The organism is Luteimonas marina, assembly GCF_007859325.1.
Lineage (GTDB): Bacteria > Pseudomonadota > Gammaproteobacteria > Xanthomonadales > Xanthomonadaceae > Luteimonas > Luteimonas marina.
The window spans coordinates 339,534-358,201 of sequence record NZ_VOHK01000004.1 but is presented as its reverse complement, the minus strand read 5'-3'; the positions used below and the strand labels follow the sequence as shown (position 1 = coordinate 358,201).

19 protein-coding genes and 1 pseudogene are annotated in these 18,668 nt (G+C 69.2%); 5 read left to right on the top strand and 15 right to left on the bottom strand.

The genetic code is table 11. The annotated features are described in order from the left end of the window. Window positions 1–71: 71 nt before the first annotated feature. From FQY83_RS10885 to FQY83_RS10875, 3 genes are all read right to left on the bottom strand, one after another. Window positions 72–392: a BolA family protein gene (locus FQY83_RS10885; protein WP_146387893.1), complete on the bottom strand. Its 321-nt coding sequence runs from the start codon at window positions 390–392 to the stop codon at window positions 72–74. Window positions 393–465: 73 nt separating this feature from the next. Beyond that, window positions 466–2,421, bottom strand: coding sequence for an acetyl-CoA hydrolase/transferase C-terminal domain-containing protein (locus FQY83_RS10880; protein ID WP_146387891.1), 1,956 nt, complete (start codon window positions 2,419–2,421; stop codon window positions 466–468). A 13-nt stretch (window positions 2,422–2,434) separates the two neighbouring features. Then, the gene (locus FQY83_RS10875; RefSeq protein WP_146387889.1) at window positions 2,435–2,992 is read right to left on the bottom strand and encodes a flavin reductase family protein; all 558 of its coding nucleotides are present in this window, start codon (window positions 2,990–2,992) and stop codon (window positions 2,435–2,437) included. 150 nt (window positions 2,993–3,142) lie between these two features. Between FQY83_RS10875 and FQY83_RS10870 the strand changes: the two genes are divergently transcribed. The 5 genes from FQY83_RS10870 (at window position 3,143) to FQY83_RS10850 (ending at window position 6,524) form a co-directional block, all read left to right on the top strand. After that, entirely contained in the window at window positions 3,143–3,790 is a 648-nt protein-coding gene (locus FQY83_RS10870) for a MarR family winged helix-turn-helix transcriptional regulator (RefSeq protein WP_146387887.1), read from the top strand. 90 nt (window positions 3,791–3,880) lie between these two features. Next, complete coding sequence (locus FQY83_RS10865; protein WP_146387885.1) at window positions 3,881–4,120, top strand: thioredoxin domain-containing protein; 240 nt, start codon at window positions 3,881–3,883, stop codon at window positions 4,118–4,120. A gap of 118 nt (window positions 4,121–4,238) precedes the next feature. Beyond that, on the top strand, window positions 4,239–4,799 hold the full coding sequence (locus FQY83_RS10860; protein WP_146387883.1) for a thioredoxin domain-containing protein: 561 nt from the start codon (window positions 4,239–4,241) through the stop codon (window positions 4,797–4,799). A gap of 86 nt (window positions 4,800–4,885) precedes the next feature. After that, window positions 4,886–5,257, top strand: a complete 372-nt coding sequence (locus tag FQY83_RS10855; protein WP_146387881.1) for a BlaI/MecI/CopY family transcriptional regulator — start codon at window positions 4,886–4,888, stop codon at window positions 5,255–5,257. Beyond that, the gene (locus tag FQY83_RS10850; protein ID WP_146387879.1) at window positions 5,244–6,524 is read left to right on the top strand and encodes a TonB family protein; all 1,281 of its coding nucleotides are present in this window, start codon (window positions 5,244–5,246) and stop codon (window positions 6,522–6,524) included. The genes FQY83_RS10855 and FQY83_RS10850 overlap by 14 nt, the downstream gene beginning before the upstream one ends. Window positions 6,525–6,533: 9 nt before the next feature. Here the strand turns inward: FQY83_RS10850 and FQY83_RS10845 are convergent, their stop codons facing one another. The 12 genes and pseudogenes from FQY83_RS10845 to lpxA form a co-directional block, all read right to left on the bottom strand. Continuing rightward, window positions 6,534–7,154 carry a molybdenum ABC transporter ATP-binding protein gene (locus FQY83_RS10845; RefSeq protein ID WP_146387877.1) on the bottom strand — a complete coding sequence of 207 codons (621 nt, stop codon included), beginning with the start codon at window positions 7,152–7,154 and terminating at the stop codon, window positions 6,534–6,536. Then, window positions 7,154–7,840 (bottom strand): molybdate ABC transporter permease subunit, encoded by a 687-nt coding sequence (gene modB, locus FQY83_RS10840; RefSeq protein WP_146387875.1) that lies wholly within the window; start codon window positions 7,838–7,840, stop codon window positions 7,154–7,156. Before modB ends, FQY83_RS10845 begins: the two co-directional genes overlap by 1 nt. 12 nt (window positions 7,841–7,852) lie before the next feature. Beyond that, window positions 7,853–8,647 carry a molybdate ABC transporter substrate-binding protein gene (gene modA / locus FQY83_RS10835; protein ID WP_238333466.1) on the bottom strand — a complete coding sequence of 265 codons (795 nt, stop codon included), beginning with the start codon at window positions 8,645–8,647 and terminating at the stop codon, window positions 7,853–7,855. A gap of 23 nt (window positions 8,648–8,670) precedes the next feature. After that, on the bottom strand, window positions 8,671–9,204 hold the full coding sequence (locus FQY83_RS10830) for a molybdopterin-binding protein (RefSeq protein WP_146387874.1): 534 nt from the start codon (window positions 9,202–9,204) through the stop codon (window positions 8,671–8,673). 91 nt (window positions 9,205–9,295) lie between these two features. Next, window positions 9,296–10,159, bottom strand: a complete 864-nt coding sequence (locus FQY83_RS10825) for an MBL fold metallo-hydrolase (RefSeq protein WP_146387872.1) — start codon at window positions 10,157–10,159, stop codon at window positions 9,296–9,298. Between the two features lie 125 nt (window positions 10,160–10,284). Next, window positions 10,285–12,204: a peptidoglycan-binding domain-containing protein gene (locus FQY83_RS10820; RefSeq protein WP_158636485.1), complete on the bottom strand. Its 1,920-nt coding sequence runs from the start codon at window positions 12,202–12,204 to the stop codon at window positions 10,285–10,287. Between the two features lie 190 nt (window positions 12,205–12,394). Next, on the bottom strand, window positions 12,395–13,273 hold the full coding sequence (locus FQY83_RS10815; protein ID WP_146387868.1) for a lysozyme inhibitor LprI family protein: 879 nt from the start codon (window positions 13,271–13,273) through the stop codon (window positions 12,395–12,397). A 71-nt stretch (window positions 13,274–13,344) separates the two neighbouring features. After that, window positions 13,345–15,033 (bottom strand): annotated as a pseudogene (locus FQY83_RS10810) (type IV secretory system conjugative DNA transfer family protein); the annotation flags it as partial. A 67-nt stretch (window positions 15,034–15,100) separates the two neighbouring features. Further along, on the bottom strand, window positions 15,101–15,682 hold the full coding sequence (locus FQY83_RS10805) for a hypothetical protein (RefSeq protein ID WP_158636484.1): 582 nt from the start codon (window positions 15,680–15,682) through the stop codon (window positions 15,101–15,103). A 379-nt stretch (window positions 15,683–16,061) separates the two neighbouring features. Then, window positions 16,062–16,634 (bottom strand): ribonuclease HII, encoded by a 573-nt coding sequence (gene rnhB, locus FQY83_RS10795; RefSeq protein ID WP_146387860.1) that lies wholly within the window; start codon window positions 16,632–16,634, stop codon window positions 16,062–16,064. Then, window positions 16,631–17,851: a lipid-A-disaccharide synthase gene (gene lpxB / locus FQY83_RS10790; RefSeq protein WP_425478646.1), complete on the bottom strand. Its 1,221-nt coding sequence runs from the start codon at window positions 17,849–17,851 to the stop codon at window positions 16,631–16,633. Before lpxB ends, rnhB begins: the two co-directional genes overlap by 4 nt. A gap of 28 nt (window positions 17,852–17,879) precedes the next feature. Further along, entirely contained in the window at window positions 17,880–18,668 is a 789-nt protein-coding gene (gene lpxA / locus FQY83_RS10785) for an acyl-ACP--UDP-N-acetylglucosamine O-acyltransferase (RefSeq protein WP_146387856.1), read from the bottom strand.

Here is an 18,668-nt window from a genome sequence, read left to right as displayed (position 1 = left end):
CGTTTGCCCGTCATTCCGGCTTGCGCCGGAATGACGGTGTCCAAACTGTCAAGGACCGGGAAGTAGGCGCTCTAGCCCGTCGTTGCCTGGTCGTGCTTGCTGCCACCGCGGCAGCGCGGCGAATCCGGCGCGGCGCCCGCGTCTTCCCACTCGCCCGGCGTGTAGGTGTGCAGCGCCAGTGCGTGGATCTCCTGCATCAGCGGGCCGAGCGTGCGGTACACCAGCTGGTGGCGCTGCACCGCGCGTTTACCGGCGAAGGTCTCGCCGACGATGATCGCCTTGTAGTGCGTTTCCAGTCCGCGGCTGTGCATGTGGCTTTCGTCCAGCACCTCGAGGTGCGCGGGCGAGAGCGCCTGCAGTGCGTCGCGGATGCGGTCGATCTTCGTGGCCATGCCGCGATGATACGCGCGAAGGCCTGTCGGCGGCCTCAATGGCGGTGGTCGGTCGCGCACCGCAGCGTTGCATTCACGCGGAAGGATGCGCCGTTTGCCTCAGCGCCAGGCGCAGCAGCCGGGCCTGCAGCCATTCGCCGGCGCCGCGCGGGTCGGACAGGGCCATGCGCGCCAGCGCTTCGCGGTCGTCGCCGCGGCCTTCGAACAGCGCCGCCGCGATGGTCGCCAGCTTGCCGCGGCGCGAGGCGGTTCGTGCCTTGAGCCACGCCAGCGCGCGCACCAGGCGCTGTTCGACCGGGGTGAAATCGCTGCCGAGCGGATAGTCGGGCAGGGTGCCGTCGCGGCGGAACGGCGTCAGGGTTTCGCGGAGCGCGCCTGGCGTGTGTCGCGTCCATGCGTCCGGCATCGTGAAGTCGCTCCGCAGCTTCCGGTTGCGCTTCGCCGTGGCCAGCAGCCCGGATGCGAAGCGCGCGTCGGCGATGCCGGCCATGGCGACGATGCAGTCCTCGTCCGGCTGGCCGCGCAGGTCGGCGATGCCGTATTCGGTGATGTAGAGATCGCGCAGGTGGCGCGGGATGGTGGTGTGGCCGTAGTTCCAGCGGATGTTCGACTCCGCGCGGCCATCGGCATCGCGCGCCGCGCGCAGCAGCAGCACCGAGCGCCCGTCCGGCAGCGCATGCGCCATCGCCACGAAGTTGTACTGCCCGCCCACGCCGGAGACCACGCGGCCGTCGTCGAGACCGTCGGACACCGCCGCGCCCAGCGCGGTGGCCATCATGCAGGTGTTGAAGAAGCGACCGTCGCGGCGCTGCAGGCGCTCCAGTCCTTCGTCGAGCCCGTAGAGTTCGTTGACCTCGCTGACGCGCTTCATGCCGATGCCGCGCCGCGTCGGCTCGTCGAGTCCGTGCAGCCAGTCGTAGAACGCCTGCGAGCCGAGGTAGAACGCGCCGTGCAGGAATTCGCCGTCGCGTTCGACCAGTTCGCGTTCAAGCGTGCTCGCGCTGCCCTCGTTGGCGCGTCGCATCAGCGCCGGCTTGTCGACCACCTTGCGGCGGATGACGCCGGCCTCGACCAGGTGCTTGAAGCCTTCGTTGATCATCTCGCTGCAGCCGTACAGGCCCTGTGCGAAGGGCTCCAGCCCGCCGCTCGCGATCACCGCGGGATGCGCGGCGATGCCGGGGTCGAGCGCGTCCAGCACGCGGCGGTAGGCCGCGTTGTCGACATGGCGCAGCACCAGCGCGTGGCACAGCGCGTCCGACAGCGCGCCGATGCCGATCTGCAGCGTGCCGCCGTCGCGCACCAGGGTGCTGGCGTACAGGCCGATCGCGTGCTCGGCGTCGCCCACCGGCTGGCGCGGCAGCGCGAACAGCTTCGGATGCGGGCCGGGCGGCGCGACCACGATGTCGAACCAGTCCATGTCGACCGCGGCGGTGCCGCCGAGCCAGGGCAGCCGCGGATCGATCTCCGCCACCAGCAGCGGCCGGGGCAGCCCTGCGGCGACGATCGCATCGACCGCGTCGAAGGTCAGGTCGGTGTTCGACGACAGCGAGAGCCGCGTGCCGTCCTCGCTGGCGGCCACCTTCTGCACGATGCAGTTGACGCCGCGCTCGGCGAGCGCGCGCGCGACGTGGGTGTAGTTGAGGCTGGCGTAGCGCCGCTGCGTTTGCGACGAGCCGAGCATCGCGCCGGACTGCAGGTAGAACTCCTCGACCGACACATGCGCCGGCAGCGCATCGCGGCGAAGCGCGTCGACGTAGGCCAGGCGCGGGAAGTCGGCGCCGAAATGGCGTTCGGCGAACGGTTCGAGGAACCGCTGCTCCAGCCCCGGCGCCGCGCGCGGCGGATCCAGCGACAGCGCGGTGTACAGCGTCATCGGCCGCGACGGGTCCGCGGCCACGCGTTCGTACAGCGCGTTCAGCAGGCGGTGCGGCTTGCCCAGGCCGAGCGGCGCGCCGACGTGCAGCTCGGCCGGCAGCTGCTGCAGCATCCGGGCGACGGTATCGTCGAGGTCGTCGAGCAGCAGCGTCATCGAAGGCACCTGGTCATTGTTCGAGCATCTCCGGCCGGAACAGCCGCCGCCGCGACACCTCGTCGCCCGACAGCATGAAGCGCCCGTCGCCGCGATAGTGCACGGTGCGCGGCAGCTTCGGCGAGCGTGCGACGCGCGCGTGCACCACGCGCCAGACGAACAGCGGATAGTCGCGGGTGATGCGGGTCTCGTGCAGACGGCACTCGAAGCTGGCGTGGCACTGCGCGATCGACGGCGCCGCGACTTCGTGTGACCGCATCGCGGTGAGCCCGAAGCGCTCGAACTTGTCGACGTCGCGGCTGGAACAGTTGCCGATGCCGACCACGGCGTCGAGCAGGCCGGCGGTGGGCAGGTTGATCGTGCACTCGCGGCTGCTGCGGGCCAGCGCGTGGCTGCGGTTCGCGTCCCAGAGGTAGGTGCCGACCAGGTCGTAGCCGAGCATCATGTGCCAGCCGAGCGTCATGATCGCGCGTTCGTCTTTCCACGCCGTGCACAGCAGCAGCACCGGTCCCGGTTCGAGGAAGCGCCGGACCTGGTCGGGCGGGAAGCTGGCCTTGCGGACGGACGGCATGGGCATTGCCTCGCGGGAAAGCGGCAGCATGCCGCATGCCACGGCAAGGGGATGTCGTGATGATCGTCGCCGTGCCGCATCGGCCGGGAGGCGCAGGCGCTCCGACAGGCGGTACTTGACCATATAGTTAGGAATCCTAACTATATTGCCATGTCGACGACGCCGTTCCAGCGCCAGCAGGTCGCCAGCGGGATCGAACAACTCGCGGCGCTGGCGCGGGCGCAGTCCCGGCGGCCGGAAGACGGCGTCCCCGCGCTGCCGCCGGCGCACTCGGCCGTGCTGCGGATGCTGGAAGGCGCCCGGCCGGGGATGCGCGCCAAGGCCATCGCCGCGCGACTTGGCGTCACGCCCGCCAGCGTCAGCGACACGCTGGCCACGCTGGAAACCAGAGGCTGGATCGAACGCCGTCCGGACCCCGACGACGGGCGCGCGGCGCTGGTCCGCCTGACGCGCGCCGGCCGGCGCCTGGCCGAACGCCTGCGCAGCCCGCTGCACGGGATCGGCGCGCTGCTGGAAGGCCTGGACGAACCGGACCTCGCGGCGCTGCTGCGCGCCACGCAGTTGCTGGTGCACGAGGCGCAGAAGCGCGGAATGGCGACCGGCGCGCGCACCTGCCTGGGCTGCCGCCACTTCCGCCCGTTCGCCACCGGACACCGTGACAAGCCGCATTTCTGCGCCTTCATCCAGCTGCCGTTCGGCGACGCCGAACTGCGCGCCGACTGCCCGGAGCAGGCGCCTGCGCCGGACATCGAACTCGCCGGCAACGCCCTGCGTTTCCGGCAAGCGCTTCCGCCCTGAGCGGAAAAAGTGGGCGGCGCCCGACGGTCATCGGACGCCGCCCGGTACCTCCCACCCACCCTGCAAGAGCAAGCAAGAGGAGTTCCGATCATGAGCCAGAACAAGGCGATCTTCTACCACGCCGGCTGCGCGGTCTGCGTCGACGCCGAACAGCGACTCGCCCATTCACTCGACCCCGCGCGCTACGACGTGGAAGTGGTGCACCTGGGCGAGCAGCCCGGGCGGCTGCGGGAAGCCGAGCAGGCCGGCGTGAAGTCGGTCCCGGCGCTGCTGATCGACGGCCAGCCGCTGCACATCAACTTCGGCGCCGCGCTCGCCGACCTGCGCTGAGGCGGTCGTCCGGCGCATGACCCGGCCCGGCCGGGCAAGTCGATGCGCCGGGCCCGCCGTTCCGCCGGAGATCCGCGATGGCCGGGTCTCCGGCACCCCGTTTCCGTGGAGGGTCGAGATGGAACGATCGCTGCGTCCCGCGCCGCCGTGGCAGGTGTCGCAATGGTTCAACACCGATGCGCCGCTCGGCGTGGAGTCGCTGCGCGGCAGGGTGATCGTGCTCGAAGCGTTCCAGATGCTGTGCCCGGGCTGCGTCTCCCATGGACTGCCGCAGGTCGCGCGCGTGCACGCGACGTTCCCGAAGGAGCGCGTCGCCGTGGTCGGGCTGCACGCGGTGTTCGAACACCATGCCGCGATGACGCCGGTCGCGCTGGAAGCCTTCCTGCACGAGTACCGCATCGGTTTTCCGGTCGGCGTCGATGCGCCGGCGGCAGATGGCCCGATCCCGCAGACCATGCGCGCCTACGCGATGCAGGGCACGCCGACGCTGGTGCTGATCGACGTACTGGGCCGGCTGCGCGCGCAGCACTTCGGGCAGGTGGGGGATCTCGCGCTTGGTGCGCAGATCGCAGCGCTGCTGGCCGAAGCGGAAGACGGGCGCGGGCGGGCTGGCGACGGTAGCGTCCGATCCGATGCCGGTGCGTGCACCGCCGGGTGGCAGCCGATGCCGGGGGGCTGACGGCCCCGGATGCGGCATCGGGGAAACAAGGGGCTTGACAACATAGATTACAGCTGTAATCTGAATAAAAATTACAGGTGTAAACGATGCCGGTCAGCGACGCCGAATCGGTTGTGATGGAGGTCCTCTGGAACCGCAGCCCGCTTGGTTCCGACGAGGTGGTTGCCGTGCTTTCGGCGCGCAGCGACTGGGCCGAGCCGACCATCAAGACCCTGCTCAACCGGCTATTGAAGAAAGGGGCCGTGCGTGCCGATCGCGATGGTCGACGTTACCTGTACTCGCCGCAGCTGACGCGCGAGGCCTGGGTGGCGAGCCAGAGCCAAGGCGTGCTCGACCGGCTGTTCGGAGGCCGCGTGGCGCCGCTGGTGGCGCATTTCAGCGAGCGCGGCAAGCTCAGCCAGGCCGACATCGACGAATTGCGTCGTTTGATCGAGGACCTCGACGATGGCCGTCGCTGAGTCCCTGCTTCGCTGGCTGGTCGACGGCAGCCTCGCCGTCAGCGGGGCGCTGCTGCTGGTGCTGGTCCTGCGCCGTCCGCTGCGGCGCGCCTTCGGTGTCCGCGTGGCCTACGGCGCCTGGGCGCTGGTGCCACTGGCGCTGGTCGCGGCCGCGCTGCCGCGGCCACAGGCAGGCCAGGTGCTGGCGCCGGAACTGGTGGCCCTGCATCCGGGCGTGTTGGTGGTGGCAGCGGTCGAGGCCGCATCGGCTTCGGCGGCAGGGCCGGGCATCGACTGGGCCCTGGTACTGGCCGGTATGTGGCTGATCGGCATGGCGCTGGCGGCATTGCGCTTCATACGGCAGCAGCGGCACTTTCTGGCGCGGATTGGCAGGCTCGAACGCGATGCCGAGGGTCATTGGCGGGGTGCCCGTGTGGAGGGTCCGGCGGTCGTCGGCGCCCTGCGTCCGCGCATCATCCTGCCCGTCGACTTCGAATCGCGGCATGGACCCGACGAAGCGATCCTGGTGCTCGCCCACGAGCGGGCGCACCTGGCGCGCGGCGATACCCGCGCCAACCTGGTCGCGGTGGCGCTGCGCTGCCTGCAATGGTTCAACCCCCTCCTGCACTTCGCCGGGCGCAGCTTCCGCCTCGACCAGGAACTGGCCTGCGACGCCACCGTGGTCGCATCCCATCCCCAAGCCCGTCGGCGCTACGCAGACGCGATGTTGAACGTGCAGTTGGCCGTCCCTGGACTGCCGGTCGGCTGCCATTGGCAGTCCAGCCAATCGTTGAAGGAGCGCATCCTCATGCTGAAACAACCTCAACCCGGGATCGGTCGCCGTCGTTCCGGGATCCTCGCACTGGGCATCATGTTGTCTGCCTGCAGCTATGCCGCCTGGTCCGCGCGTCCGGCCGGAGCCCCCGAGCCGCCACCCGCGCCCGAATCGCCGATACGGGCGGCCGAGGGGCCCATGCCCGCGAATCGCCTGCCCCCGCCCGAGTATCCGCCGGACGCTGCGGCCAAGGGTCTGGACGGGCGGGTGATGCTGAGGGTCCTAGTGGGCGCGGATGGCAGCGTCAAGGACGTGGTGGTGGAGCACGCCCGGCCGGAAGGCGTATTCGACGCGGTGACCGTGGCGGCCGTCCGACAGTGGCAGTTCGCGCCGCGCGTCGAGAACGGCAAGGCTATCGAGGGCTGGGTGCGGGTGCCGGTGGATTTCCGGGCGTCCGATCCGGCACCTGCCGCGAATGACGGCGATGCGCCGGGTCCGGCCCCGGGCGCCTGACGGCAGGCGTCAGGCCAGTACGTGCACCGCATGCGCAATGCGGCGCACGTCGTCCTCGGTGTGGCTGACGTAGACCATCGGCAGCCGCACCTCGTCGCGCACGCGCTGCAGCCAGGGGATCAGTTCCTCGCGCCGGGCCTGGTCGAGCGAGGACAGCGGTTCGTCGAACATCAGGATCGCAGGCTGCGACAGCAGGGCGCGGCCGATCGCGACGCGCTGCGCCTCGCCGCCGGACAGGTTCGCCGGGCGCCGCTGCAGCAGGTGGCCGATGCCGAGCAGGTCGACCACCGCGTCGAGTTCGAACGAGGCGACGTCGCCGCGCGCGCCGTGGCGGCCGTAGAGCAGGTTCGCGCGCACGTCGCGATGCGGGAACAGGCGCGCGTCCTGGAACACGTAGCCGATGCGGCGGCGGTGCGTGGGCACGTCGATGCGGGCGGCGCTGTCGAACAGCGTACGGCCGTCGATCGCGATGCGGCCGGACACCGGTCGCACCAGCCCCGCGATCGCGTTCAGCACCGAGGTCTTGCCGGCGCCCGACGGCCCGGTCAGCGCCAGCACGCGTGCATCCTCGGCGATGCGCACGTGGCGCTCGAAACGGCCGCGCCGCAGCTGGACGTCGATGTCGAGCATCAATCGCGCTCCTCGCCGCGCTGGCGCCGCACGAGCCATTCCGAGGCCAGCAGGGCGAGCAGGGAGATGGCGATCGCGACCACCGCCAGCCGCCAGATGCCGGCCTCGCCGCCCGGCACCTGCATCAGTCCGTAGATCGCCGACGACAGCGTGCGCGTCTGCCCCGGGATGCTGGAGACGAAGGTGATGGTTGCGCCGAACTCGCCCAGCGCCTTGGCGAACGCCAGCACCGTGCCGGCGACGATGCCGGGCCAGGCCAGCGGCAGGGTGACGGTGAGGAACACGCGCAGCGGGTTCGCGCCCAGCGTCGAAGCGGCCTGTTCCAGTCGCCGGTCCACCGATTCGATCGCCAGCCGGATCGCGCGCACCATCAGCGGGAAGCCCATGATCGCGCTGGCGAGCGCGGCGCCGGTCCAGCGGAAGGCGAGGGTGATGCCGAACTGCTCCGACAACAAGCGCCCGACCGTGCCGTTGTGCCCCAGCGTCACCAGCAGCGCGTAGCCCACCACCACCGGCGGCAGCACCAGCGGCAGGTGCACCAGCGCGTCCAGCAGCGACTTGCCGAAGAAGCGCCGGCGTGCGAGCAGCCACGCCACCGCGATGCCCGGCGGCAGGCTGGCCAGCGATGCTGCGACCGCCACCTTCACGCTGAGCGCGATCGCGGTGGCTTCCTCGGGCGTGAACACGCAGGCGCGGCCTCAGCGCAGGATGAAACCGTACCGCTGGAAGAGCTCGCCTGCCTCGGGCGATTCCAGCCACTGCACGAACGCACCTGCCTGCGGATGCGAGCTGGCGCGCAGCTTGGCCACGGGATAGACGATCTCGGGGTGCGCGTCGGCGGGGAAGGTTGCCAGCACCTTCACCCGCGGCTCGGCCCGCGCATCGCTGCCGTAGACCACGCCCAGCGGCGCCTCGCCGCGCGCGACCAGCAGCAGCGCCGCGCGCACGTTCTCCGATTCGGCCACGCGCGGCTGCAGTGCGTTCCACAGGCCGAGCGATTCGAACGCGGCCCTGGCGTACTTGCCGGCCGGCACGCTGTCGGTAAGCGCCAGCGCGAGGCGGCCGTTGTCGCCGAGCAGCGGCAGCAGGTCGGTGCCGCTTTCGAGCGTGAGCGGCTGCGCCTCGCCGTCGGCCGGCGCCACCAGCACCAGCGTGTTGCCGAGCAGGTCGGCGCGGGTGGCGGTGTCGACCAGATCGCGCTCCTGCAGCCAGTCCATCCATTCGGTGTCGGCGGAGACGAACACGTCGGCCGGCGCGCGCTGCTCGATCTGCCGGGCGAGCGCGGAACTGCCGGCATACGAGACCTGCACCGGCTGGCCGGTCTGCTGGCGGAAGGCATCCGCCGCCGCATCCATCGATTCCTTGAGGCTCGCGGCGGCGAACACGGTCAGAGGCGTCGTCGTACCTTCATTGGCACTGGCCGGTGCGTCCTGCTTGCCGCAGGCCGTCAGCAGCAGGGCGAGCGCCATCGTCGCGAACAGTCTCCGGAACATCGCCGGTCTCCGTGCAGGCAGGGTCATGGCGCCACCACCACGGTGATCGCCTCCAGCTGGCGCACGCCGCGCGCCGCGCGGACGTCATCGGGCACCAGCAGGCGCAGCGGCCCGGTGTCGTCGCCCAGCGCCTTGCCGTCGCAGCGGTCGACCACGTACGCGGCGCGGTTGCCGGTGCCCGGATCGAGTTCGGCCAAGGAGAACAGCACGCGATAGCCGTCGCGCGCGTCGGCCAGCACGTAGCGCGCCAGGTGCGGACTGCCCAGCCGCCCCTCGGGAATGGCGCCGCTGGCGCGCAGCAGCGCGATCAGCGGCACGCCCTCGCAGCGCAGCGTCGCCTCGTGCACGCGCGCGCTGACCGACTCGCGCGGCAGGGCGGCGAGCGTGGCCTCGTCGAGCGGGACCGGGACCGGCGAGGCGATCTCCGGCGGCTCCGGCTGCGATGCGCGCAGGGACGGGTCCTGCGCATGCTCGTGCGCGGCGGCCGGCAGCAGCGCCAGCGCGACGAGGCCGGCGGCGACCCGGCGGAAGCGGGGAAGGGCGGCGCGGCGGCGCATGCGGAGTCCTCGAACGTTGGGGAGTGATCGGAACTATAGCGTCCCGCAGGCAGCGGTCCGGCCGGCGGCCGATGGCAGGGCCGGCGCCGGATCAGAGCGTGTCCAGCGGGACCTTCAGGTAGCGCACGCCATTGTCGTCCGGTTCGGGCAGGGCGCCGGCGCGGATGTTGGTCTGCACCGAGGGAATGATCAGCGCCGGCATCGCCAGCGTGCGGTCGCGCGCCTCGCGCACGGCGACGAAGCCGGCCTCGTCGACGCCGTCGCGCACGTGGATGTTGCCCTGCTTCTGCGCCGCGATCGTGGTCTCGCAGGCGACGTCGCGGCCGCCGGGGCCGTAGTCGTGGCAGACGAACACGCGCGTGTCGTCCGGCAGTTCGTACAGCCGCCGGATCGAACGGAACAGCTGCGCCGCGCTGCCGCCCGGAAAATCGCAGCGCGCGGTGCCGCCGTCGGGCATGAACAGCGAGTCGCCGGTGAACAGCGCGTCGCCGACCAGGTAGGCGTTGCTGTCGCTGGTGTGGCCCGGCACCGCGATCACGCGCGCGGCGATGTCGCCGATCGCGAATGCCTCGCCGTCTGCGAACAGATGGTCGAACTGCGACCCGTCGACCGGGAAGTGTTCGCCGAGGTTGAAGATCGGGCGGAACGTCTTCTGCACCGTGCGGATGCCTTCACCGATCGCCAGCGTTGCCGCCGGCAGCCGCGCCTTCAGCCAGTGCCCGGCGGAGAGATGGTCGGCGTGGGCGTGGGTTTCGAGGATCCAGCGCAGGTCGAGCCCTTCGCCGAGCACGTGATCGAGCAGCGCTTGCGCCGAGGGGGTGGACGTGCGCCCCGAGGCCAAGTCGAAATCGAGCACAGGATCGACGATCGCCGCCTGCCGCGTCGCCGGATCGGTGACGACATAGCTCCAGGTGCTGCTGGCCTTGTGGAAGAAAGGCGCGACGGTCGGCGTCATGGGCGGGCCCGCGGTGGCGTCTGGCGTGTGCGAAATGCTCGCACGCGCGGCATTCGGGAAGCGTAAAGCACCGGTCGGATCGTCACGCGCGGTCGGCGCTGCGCGGGCCCGCGACGGCCGATCGATCAGTGCTGCACCGCCGGTGGATTCTGGGCCGGCACGGCCTGCATCTGTCGCGTCGTTCCCTCCTGCCCCCGGCGATCGTGTTCGATCTGCTGCAGGCTGTCTTCGATCGATGGCGGGCGTTCCTGTCCCAGCCGAACGGAAATGCCGGCTTCGTGATGCGCGATGAACATGGCGCGATCGGCGTTGATGTCGATTGCCTTCAGGTCCCCTTGCCGGATGCCGCCGCCGTGGAGGACGGCAGTGAACTGCGCCAGCCGCTGCTCGCTGGTGTAGTCGGGCAATACGGCTTTCAGTTCGGCGTACAGCCCATGCTGCGGGTGCTGCGGGTCATGGAGCGGCGGCAGGTTCGTCCCGGCGGAAGATGTCGTGGCGATCCGCTGTGGCGGCACCACGTCGGCGGCGATGCCGGGCGCGGTGGGAGTGTGCATCAGGTTGTCGGCCACGTGCCGCCCGGGGGCGACGCCCGCCCCGCGCTGCCGGCTCGCGAACCGGGCTTGCGCGTCCAGCGCCTGGAGCGTGTCCCTGTCGGCGATACCGGTGGTCTCGCGGCCGGTCCACAACTGGAACTGTTCGACCGCGTCCTTGGTGCGCGAACCATAGTTGCCGTCCGCTTGCAGCTCCCGGCCGTCCCGGTCCGTCGCACCGACCAGGCGCAGGCGTTCCTGCAGGGCCAGCACGGCCGTGCCGCGGTGGCCGGGCTGCAGTTCCGCATCGGGCTGCGGTGGCGACGGGGCGGGCGCGGCGGGTTGGGGCGCGCGGGGAGCGGTGTCGCCGGTCCGCGGGGGCTGCGATGCGAGCAATGGCGCCGGTGTGGCTTCGCGTCCCCGCAGCAGATAGTCGGGCAGGCCGTTGACCAGGCGCGGTGTGGCCTTCTGCGTGCTTCCGGGGGTGTTCGCACTGAAGCGTTCGCCGAACGCGTCGATCGTGCGGTCGAGGCGACGCAGCGGTTGTCGGGTATCGAGGGCGGCTTCCGTGGCGGCCAGCAACTCGGCGGGACTCCAGTCCCTGAATCGCTCGGCGGGCAGGCTGGACTGCGTGCGGAATGCCTCGATGGCCTGGTTGGTCCGGCTGCCCGGGCCTCCGCGGATTCCGTCCACGACCAGGGGCTGTCCGCGGGTGTCGGTGAACCCAATCTCGTTGAGATTCTGTTGAATGCTGGCGATAGTCGGGTCACTGATCACGTGGATGCGGGGGCGCTGCCCGATGGCGCGCAGTGCCATCTGAATGTCCACGTCACGCGCTTCTACCGAAGGGTCGTAGTCGGGTGAACCAACCTTGGCGTGGGCACGATCCAGAGACTGTTCCGCGCCTAGGATGCCGTACCTGTTTTCATAACTCTGTGCAACAGACGCCGCCTTGGGTCCGTGGTAGTACCGTAGCCCAGCCTGAATCGCCTTGGCCTCGGCCAACAATTCATCATAGCCTGCGCCGTTGTTGAGTACATTCTCCAGCCGCCCAAGTTTGCCTGGTACCTGATTGGCGGTCTTTGCCAGAATGTTCGTTGCTTCAAAGCGACGTTCTTCCTGGACGCTGTGGTTGGTCCTGTCAAGAATCGACATCGCAATCCGAGTCATGTTCCTGACTTGCGGATAATCGATGTTGGTATGAATCCACTTCCTTCCTTCATCAGATGATGCCCATGCATTCATGCTGTCGCGTGTGTCAGTATCGATGAATGTAATCGAGGGTCGGCTTTTCCTTCCGTCACCGTGGCTGAGCAGGTCGGTGCGCAGTTTCTCCAGATCATTTGTGAAGGGCAGTTGATGCTTCTTGGCGTGGGCATGGGACTGCTCGATGATTGCGTCTACATAGGTTTTCTCCCCTTCCGTGAGTGGGCGTGCTTCGACCGTGCCGAGAGGCCATGTGCCCCTTTGCCCAAGATCAACCTGGATCGTACCCAAGCTGTAGCCGCTGTTCATCGCGACTGCGTCGACAGATCCCCATTTGCCCTCACCAACGCCCGCGACTGATAGTCGGTATGAAGAGGCGCCTCCCTCGGTTCCTCTTCCTATGGTGAAGTACATGGCCCCTGCGAGGGGTTCAAGTTCCCTGGTATTGATGTTCCGTGCCATAAGTCACCTTCCTTGTGGTTTCCAGACATCCGATCTTTCATTCAATCACGAGCGCATATTTCTCCAGTTGCTCGGCACGTGCGCAGTTTCTCTTTTTTTTGCCAGAACTCGATGAGTTTGGGGAGATTGATCTTTCAAGTTCAGCATCGGCTTCTTGGAGGTCGATCCAGGCACGCTGGGACTCCGCCAGTTTCTTCCGGAGGTCGTCGTCAACGAGACTCATCAGTTTCTCGTAGGCGTCGTCCAGCTTGGACTCCAGGTTGCCTGGTTCGTCATCAGCGCAGCTCGAAGATGGTTCTGTGCAGATTTCCGGAGTTTTCATGGTTGCAGGGTCGGGGTTTTCCGATCCTGCGTATCCGTCGATTTGCCTTGCACGTGAGCAGATCCGAAGTACTTCGTTGCTTCCGGCCTCGAAGTTTCCGATTGAACCGAGGGAGTCAAAGAGGGATGCCTCGAACATGCCATCCGCTTCCTGGGCTCGGAGCCATGCGCGTTGCGCGATCGTGGCTCGAGTTTGATTCTCGACCTCAAGCCGTTCCATCAGTTGCTGGAAGGCGCTGTTCAGGCGCGCATCCTGATAGGTGCGCTCATGGCCTATGCATTCAGCGGCATCCGGCCAGGCGCCAATTTCCGCGCAGCGCCAGAACTCCGGTCTCATTCCGGAGCCTTCATGAGGGAGATCATGTGGCGACATCGAGACGCGCTCGTTCCAATCCTTGCTCCGGGTGTCTGGAACGGCTTGGTATGTGGTGGCAGCGGTTGTGGCTGTTTCATTGTCATTGGCATCAACAGGCATTCCTGGCGTGCACGCTGAGAATGCGCCGGAAACTCCGATCGCCACCACTGTGGCGGCATATGAAAATCTCATCGCCCGATTCTCCTGTTGGGTCGGTGCCTGCAACGAAACGGTTGTCATGTTGCCGTCAGTGCTCGCATCACGTCTTCTTTTTCCCGATGCAGGGTCAGGCGGATGCCGTCGCTCGCCTTCTGCAGGTCCAGTGGTGAGATTTCCACTCTGGGTTTGATCCGCTTCATGAAGTATCCATCCTTGTAATACCGGATCTTCCTGCACAGCACCGGATGGGCCAGGCCTTCGTACAGGAGGATCTGCTTCTCCGGCCCCATCGCCTTGAGCTCCTGCGGCAGCATCAGTGCGCGCTTGTCCATGACTTCGTTGTCCGAGACGCTGCGGCCCTGCCCGTGGGAGCGGGTGCGGGCGCGGCGGCGGATGGTGGTGTAGCCGAGCATTTCGGAATAGTCGTTGGCGTCCTGCTGCTCGCGCGGGGCGTAGACGATCTGCAGGGCGTGGTTGGTGATGATGGTGCGCGAGAGTTCCTTGCCGTAGACGGCGTCGAGCTGGGCCATCGACTGGATGATCGGCAGCAGGCGCAGGTTGTAGCCGGCCATGTAGGCCACCGATCTGGAGATGATGTCCACGCGGCCGATGGCGGTGAATTCGTCCATCAGCAGCAGGCACTGGTGTTTGAGCGACTTGTCGTTCTGCGGCAGTACCCGGGTGTTGACGTTGATCAGCTGGCTGAAGAACAGGTTCACGATCAGCCGGCTCTCGGCCAGCTTGTCGGGCTGGATGCCGACGTAGATGGTCATGCGCTTGCGGCGGACGTCGTCGAGGCTGAAGTCGTCGCCGCCGGTGGCCGCATCCAGCACCGGGTTGAGCCAGGGGTTCAGCGGTTCGCGGAACGCGCCGATGATCGAGGCGAAGGTCACGTCCGCCTGCGACAGCAGGCCGGCGAAGGCGGTTCGGGCATGCGGGCTCAGCCAGGGTTTCGCGGCCAGCGCCTGCAGGTAGGGCTTGAGTTCCCCGCCGTCGCCGGAGGCGGCGCGTAGCACCGCGCCGAGGGTGGGCGGGCGCAGCAACTCGCGGGGCACGCCCTGCCGGACCTGGTCGTCATGGGTCTCGAACAGGTACAGGGCGAAGGCCAGGAACGCGTTGCGCGCTTGGCCGATCCAGAACCTGTCCTTGTCGTCGCCGTCGGGATAGAGCATCGCGGCGATGGCCTGGAGGTCCGAAATCCGGAAGGCCGGGTCGGCCGAGACGTAGGTCATCGGGTTCCAGCGATGGCTGCGGCGATCCCCGGCGAAGGGATTGAACAGGTAGATCTCGTGGCCGATGGACCTGCGCCAGCCGGAGGTGAGGTCGAAGTTCTCCTGTTTGATGTCGAGCACGACGGCCGATTCGCGGTAGTCGAGCAGGTTGGGAACCACCACGCCCACGCCCTTGCCCGAGCGGGTGGGCGCGGCGAGGATGACGAACTGCTGGCCGGACAGGCGCAGCAGCTTGCCGTGCATGCGGCCCACGACGATGCCGTCGTCCCTGCGTCCGAGGAAGCCCTTGCCGGCGAGGTCGGACAGGCCGGCGAAGCGCGCGCGCCCATGCAGGTTGCGATGGCTGCGCAGCTTGAACAGCATCACCAGCGTCGCCGTCCAGGCCAGCAGCATCAGGCCGAAGCCGATGCCGCCCGCGGCCCGGATGCGCCATGCGTAGCGCGCGACCTGCGGGTGATCCAGGTGCCTGGCGTAGTCGTACCAGGTGCCGGCCTTGAGCAGGCCGGTCTCCAGGCCAAGGAACACCAGCGCCAGGTAGCCCGACAGGTAGGCGCCGCCCAGCAGCGCGAGCACGCTTGCCAGCAGTGCGGTCAGGACACGGTAGTTCATGGAACCTCCTTGTTGGAACCACGGGCCACGATCGCCACGGGTCCTGCCGCGACGATCCGTTCGCGCGCTATCGGCCGGCCGCCTCCACGGATGCGCCGGCGTCGACCAGGACGTACTCGTCGTTCTTCGTCCAGCGCTGCAGCCCGTCCTCGAGCTTCACGCAGGGGCGGCCGTCGCAGGACGTGATCGCGACGTGCCGCAGCGCTTCCAGGACATCGGCCCGGACCTGCGCGCGCTCGGCGCGCTGGAGGTTGTGCCGGGCCGCGTAGGCGCTGCCGCCGACGAGGACGGCAGCCGCGACCGCCAGCGACGCGATCGACTTCCACTCCAGTACGCGCATGCGCAGGCCGGCCGAGGATTGCTCGATCCGCAAGCGTTCGCCCAGCTGCTGCAGGCGGTCGACGGTGTCCTCCAGCGATCGCGAAGCGTCGGCCAGTTCCCGTGCGAGCGCCTCGCGGATGGCGCCCCGGGCGTGCTGTTCGAGTTCAAGCTTGCCGGCGGCGACGCCCTCCCCGAGGGCATCCGCCGACTGCTGCAGGTCCAGCGCGGCGGCCTGCTGTTTCGCAACCGCCTTCTCGCACTGCTGGGTGAGGTGCGCCGCCAGCAGCGCGGCATTGGCCACAAAATCGTCCATCCTCGATCGATCCATCGATCACCCTCCGGGGGAGCGCTGCCGTCCTGGGCATGATTCGACATCTTGCCAGAGCGGCCGGGCGGCGTGAACCGTGCGGGCACGGCAAGGGGAGGCATGGTTTTGCCGGAGAACCCGCGACTTCAGGCTGGATGGGAGGGCGAGGTGATGGTCTTCACGGCTGGAATGTGAGCGCGTGCATGTTCATGGGGTTCCCGCGCAAGTCGCGAGACGCCTGTTCGTAGGAGCAACCGACGCTGGAGCATTTCCGGCTCGGATGCTGACGTTTCCGTCATCCCCGCGAAGGCGGGGGCCCAGTGTCTTCATCCTTGGAACCAACAGCAAAGACACTGGATCCCCGCCTTCGCGGGGATGGCGGCGGTTGTTCAGGCCTTCCCTAGCGCAGCAGGGATTGCTGCACCGGCGCAAAACTGCGGCGATGCTGCGGGCACGGCCCATGTTCGCGCAGCGCCGCCAGGTGCAGTGGCGAGGGGTAGCCCTTGTGCCGGTCGAAACCGTAGTGCGGAAACTGCCTGTGCAACTCGACCATCATCCGGTCGCGCGCCACCTTGGCCAGGATCGATGCGGCCATGATCGCCGGGTCGAGACCATCGCCGCCGACCAGTGCCTCCGCGCGGCAGGGCAGGTCCTTCGGCAGCCGATTGCCGTCGATGCGCGCGAACGTTGCCGCCGGCGACAGCCCGCACAGCGCGCGGCGCATGCCCGCCAGCGTTGCCTGCAGGATATTGAGCGCGTCGATCTCGTCGCGGTCGACGAACTCGATGCGGTGCGCAAGCGCATGTTCGACGATCAGCGGATACAGCGCCTCGCGCCGCTTCTCCGTCAGCTTCTTCGAATCGCCCAGGCCCGCGATCGGGCGCGCGGGATCGAGGATCACCGCGGCGACCACGACCGGTCCGGCAAGCGGACCGCGGCCGGCCTCGTCGACGCCGGCGACCAGCAGGCTCATCGCGCCTCCGGCACGAGCCCGGCCACCGCGTCCGCGGCGCTGGCCGAGGCGTCGCGGCGCAGCGCCAGGTGCAGGCCGCGGTAGACCGGCTCCAGCGCCGCCACCGCGGCCGGATCGGTGAACCAGGCCAGCACGGCGGCGGCGAGGTTCGCGGGCGTGCAGTCGTCCTGCATCAGCTCGGGCGCGATGGTGCTGCCGGCGAGCACGTTGGGCAGCGCATAGCGGTCGACCTTGAGCAGGCCGAGCGCCTTCACGATGCGGTAGGTGCTGGGCGCGATGCGGTAGCCGACCACCATCGGCCGCTTGGCGAGCATGGCCTCGAGCGTGGCCGTGCCCGAGGCGAGCAGCACCACGTCGGCGGCGGTCATCGCCTCGCGCGCCCGGCCGTCGAGGATCCGCAGGTGGGCAGCGGAGGGCAGGCGCGCGATGGCGTCGCGGCAGCCGGGCGTGGCGGCGGGCACCACGACCTGCAGCCCGGGCACCTGCGCGGCGACGCGCGCGGCCGCCTCGAGGAACACCGCGCCCAGCCGTTCGATCTCGCCCAGGCGCGAGCCCGGCAGCACGGCCAGTACCGGCGCGTCGTCGTCGAGGCCGAGTTCGGCCCGCGCGCGGCGGCGGTCGGGATTGAGCGGCATCGCGTCGGCCATGGGATGGCCGACGAAGCGCGCGTCGACGCCATGCCGGGCGTAGATGGCCGGCTCCATCGGGAACAGGCACAGCACGCGGTCGGCGCTGCGGCCGATCTTTGCCGCGCGCGCCTCGCGCCAGGCCCAGACCGAGGGGCTGACGTAGTGCACGGTGCGCACGCCGCGACGCTTGAGCGCGCGCTCGAGGCCGAGGTTGAAGTCGGGCGCGTCGATGCCGACGAACACGTCCGGCCGCCAGTCGAGCAGGCGCCTGCGCAGCCCGCGCCGCAGCGACAGCAGCCGCGGCAGGTGCCGCAGCACCTCGCTCAGGCCCATCACCGCGAGTTCGGAGGCATCGTGCCAGGTCTCGACCCCAGCCGCGCGCATCGCCGCGCCGCCGACGCCGGCAAATTCCGCATCGGGAAAGCGCGCGCGCAGCTGCTCCACCAGCCCGGCGCCGAGCAGGTCGCCGGAGGCTTCGCCGGCGACCAGCGCGAAGCGCTGGCGGCGGGGATTGGGGATTGGGGATTGGGGATTGGAAAAAGCGGTGACGTCCCGCGTTCCGGAGGCCTGCCCTTGCTCTTTACCAATCACGAATCACCAATCACCAATCACGGCTTCACCGCAACAGCGGCCGCTCGCCGCTCCCGATGAAGTCCAGCATCGCGCGCACGTCGTCGCTGCCGGCGCCGGCGATTTCCTCCAGCTCGGCCCTGGCCTCGTCCAGCTTGGCGTCGCCCATGTACAGCGCGCGGTAGGCGCGGCGGATCGCGGCGATGCGGCCGGCGTCGAAGCCGCGCCGCTTCAGGCCTTCGGCGTTGATGCCGCGCGGGCGCGCGTACTTGTCCTGCGCCACCATCAGGAACGGCGGCACGTCGCCGTTGACGAAGGCGCCCATGCCGATGAAGGCGTGCGCGCCGATGCGGCAGAACTGGTGCACGCCGGCGAAGCCGCTGAGGATCACGTGGTCGCCGACGGTGACGTGGCCGGCGAGGGAGGCGTTGTTGGAGAACACGCAGTGGTCGCCGACGACGCAGTCGTGCGCGACGTGGGTGTAGGCGAGGAACCAGTTGTCGTGGCCGATGCGGGTGACGCCGCCGCCGTCGCCGGTGCCGCGGTTGAGGGTCACGAATTCGCGGATCAGGTTGCGGTCGCCGATCACCAGCTCGACGCGCTCGCCGCGGTACTTCTTGTCCTGCGGCTCGCCGCCGATCGCGGCGTGGCCGAGGATGCGGTTGTCGCGGCCGATGCGGGTCGGCCCGTGCACGCTGCAGTGCGGGCCGATCGCGGTGCCGTCGCCGATCTCGACCCCGGGGCCGATGAAGGTGAACGCGCCCACCGACACCCCCTCGCCGATCCGGGCCGCCGGATCGACGACTGCGGCGGGATGGATGCCGGCGGCCGCCAT

What these genes read in the sequence shown, in the direction of transcription:
- FQY83_RS10885 (WP_146387893.1), bottom strand. Translation starts at nt 392, where the DNA reads ATGGCCACGAAGATCGACCGCATCCGCGACGCACTGCAGGCGCTCTCG.
- FQY83_RS10880 (WP_146387891.1), bottom strand. Translation starts at nt 2,421, where the DNA reads ATGACGCTGCTGCTCGACGACCTCGACGATACCGTCGCCCGGATGCTG.
- FQY83_RS10875 (WP_146387889.1), bottom strand. Translation starts at nt 2,992, where the DNA reads ATGCCGTCCGTCCGCAAGGCCAGCTTCCCGCCCGACCAGGTCCGGCGC.
- FQY83_RS10870 (WP_146387887.1), top strand. Translation starts at nt 3,143, where the DNA reads ATGTCGACGACGCCGTTCCAGCGCCAGCAGGTCGCCAGCGGGATCGAA.
- FQY83_RS10865 (WP_146387885.1), top strand. Translation starts at nt 3,881, where the DNA reads ATGAGCCAGAACAAGGCGATCTTCTACCACGCCGGCTGCGCGGTCTGC.
- FQY83_RS10860 (WP_146387883.1), top strand. Translation starts at nt 4,239, where the DNA reads ATGGAACGATCGCTGCGTCCCGCGCCGCCGTGGCAGGTGTCGCAATGG.
- FQY83_RS10855 (WP_146387881.1), top strand. Translation starts at nt 4,886, where the DNA reads ATGCCGGTCAGCGACGCCGAATCGGTTGTGATGGAGGTCCTCTGGAAC.
- FQY83_RS10850 (WP_146387879.1), top strand. Translation starts at nt 5,244, where the DNA reads ATGGCCGTCGCTGAGTCCCTGCTTCGCTGGCTGGTCGACGGCAGCCTC.
- FQY83_RS10845 (WP_146387877.1), bottom strand. Translation starts at nt 7,154, where the DNA reads ATGCTCGACATCGACGTCCAGCTGCGGCGCGGCCGTTTCGAGCGCCAC.
- modA (WP_238333466.1), bottom strand. Translation starts at nt 8,647, where the DNA reads ATGTTCCGGAGACTGTTCGCGACGATGGCGCTCGCCCTGCTGCTGACG.
- FQY83_RS10830 (WP_146387874.1), bottom strand. Translation starts at nt 9,204, where the DNA reads ATGCGCCGCCGCGCCGCCCTTCCCCGCTTCCGCCGGGTCGCCGCCGGC.
- FQY83_RS10825 (WP_146387872.1), bottom strand. Translation starts at nt 10,159, where the DNA reads ATGACGCCGACCGTCGCGCCTTTCTTCCACAAGGCCAGCAGCACCTGG.
- FQY83_RS10820 (WP_158636485.1), bottom strand. Translation starts at nt 12,204, where the DNA reads ATGAACAGCGGCTACAGCTTGGGTACGATCCAGGTTGATCTTGGGCAA.
- FQY83_RS10815 (WP_146387868.1), bottom strand. Translation starts at nt 13,273, where the DNA reads ATGACAACCGTTTCGTTGCAGGCACCGACCCAACAGGAGAATCGGGCG.
- FQY83_RS10805 (WP_158636484.1), bottom strand. Translation starts at nt 15,682, where the DNA reads ATGGATCGATCGAGGATGGACGATTTTGTGGCCAATGCCGCGCTGCTG.
- rnhB (WP_146387860.1), bottom strand. Translation starts at nt 16,634, where the DNA reads ATGAGCCTGCTGGTCGCCGGCGTCGACGAGGCCGGCCGCGGTCCGCTT.
- lpxA (WP_146387856.1), bottom strand. Translation starts at nt 18,668, where the DNA reads ATGGCGGCCGCCGGCATCCATCCCGCCGCAGTCGTCGATCCGGCGGCC.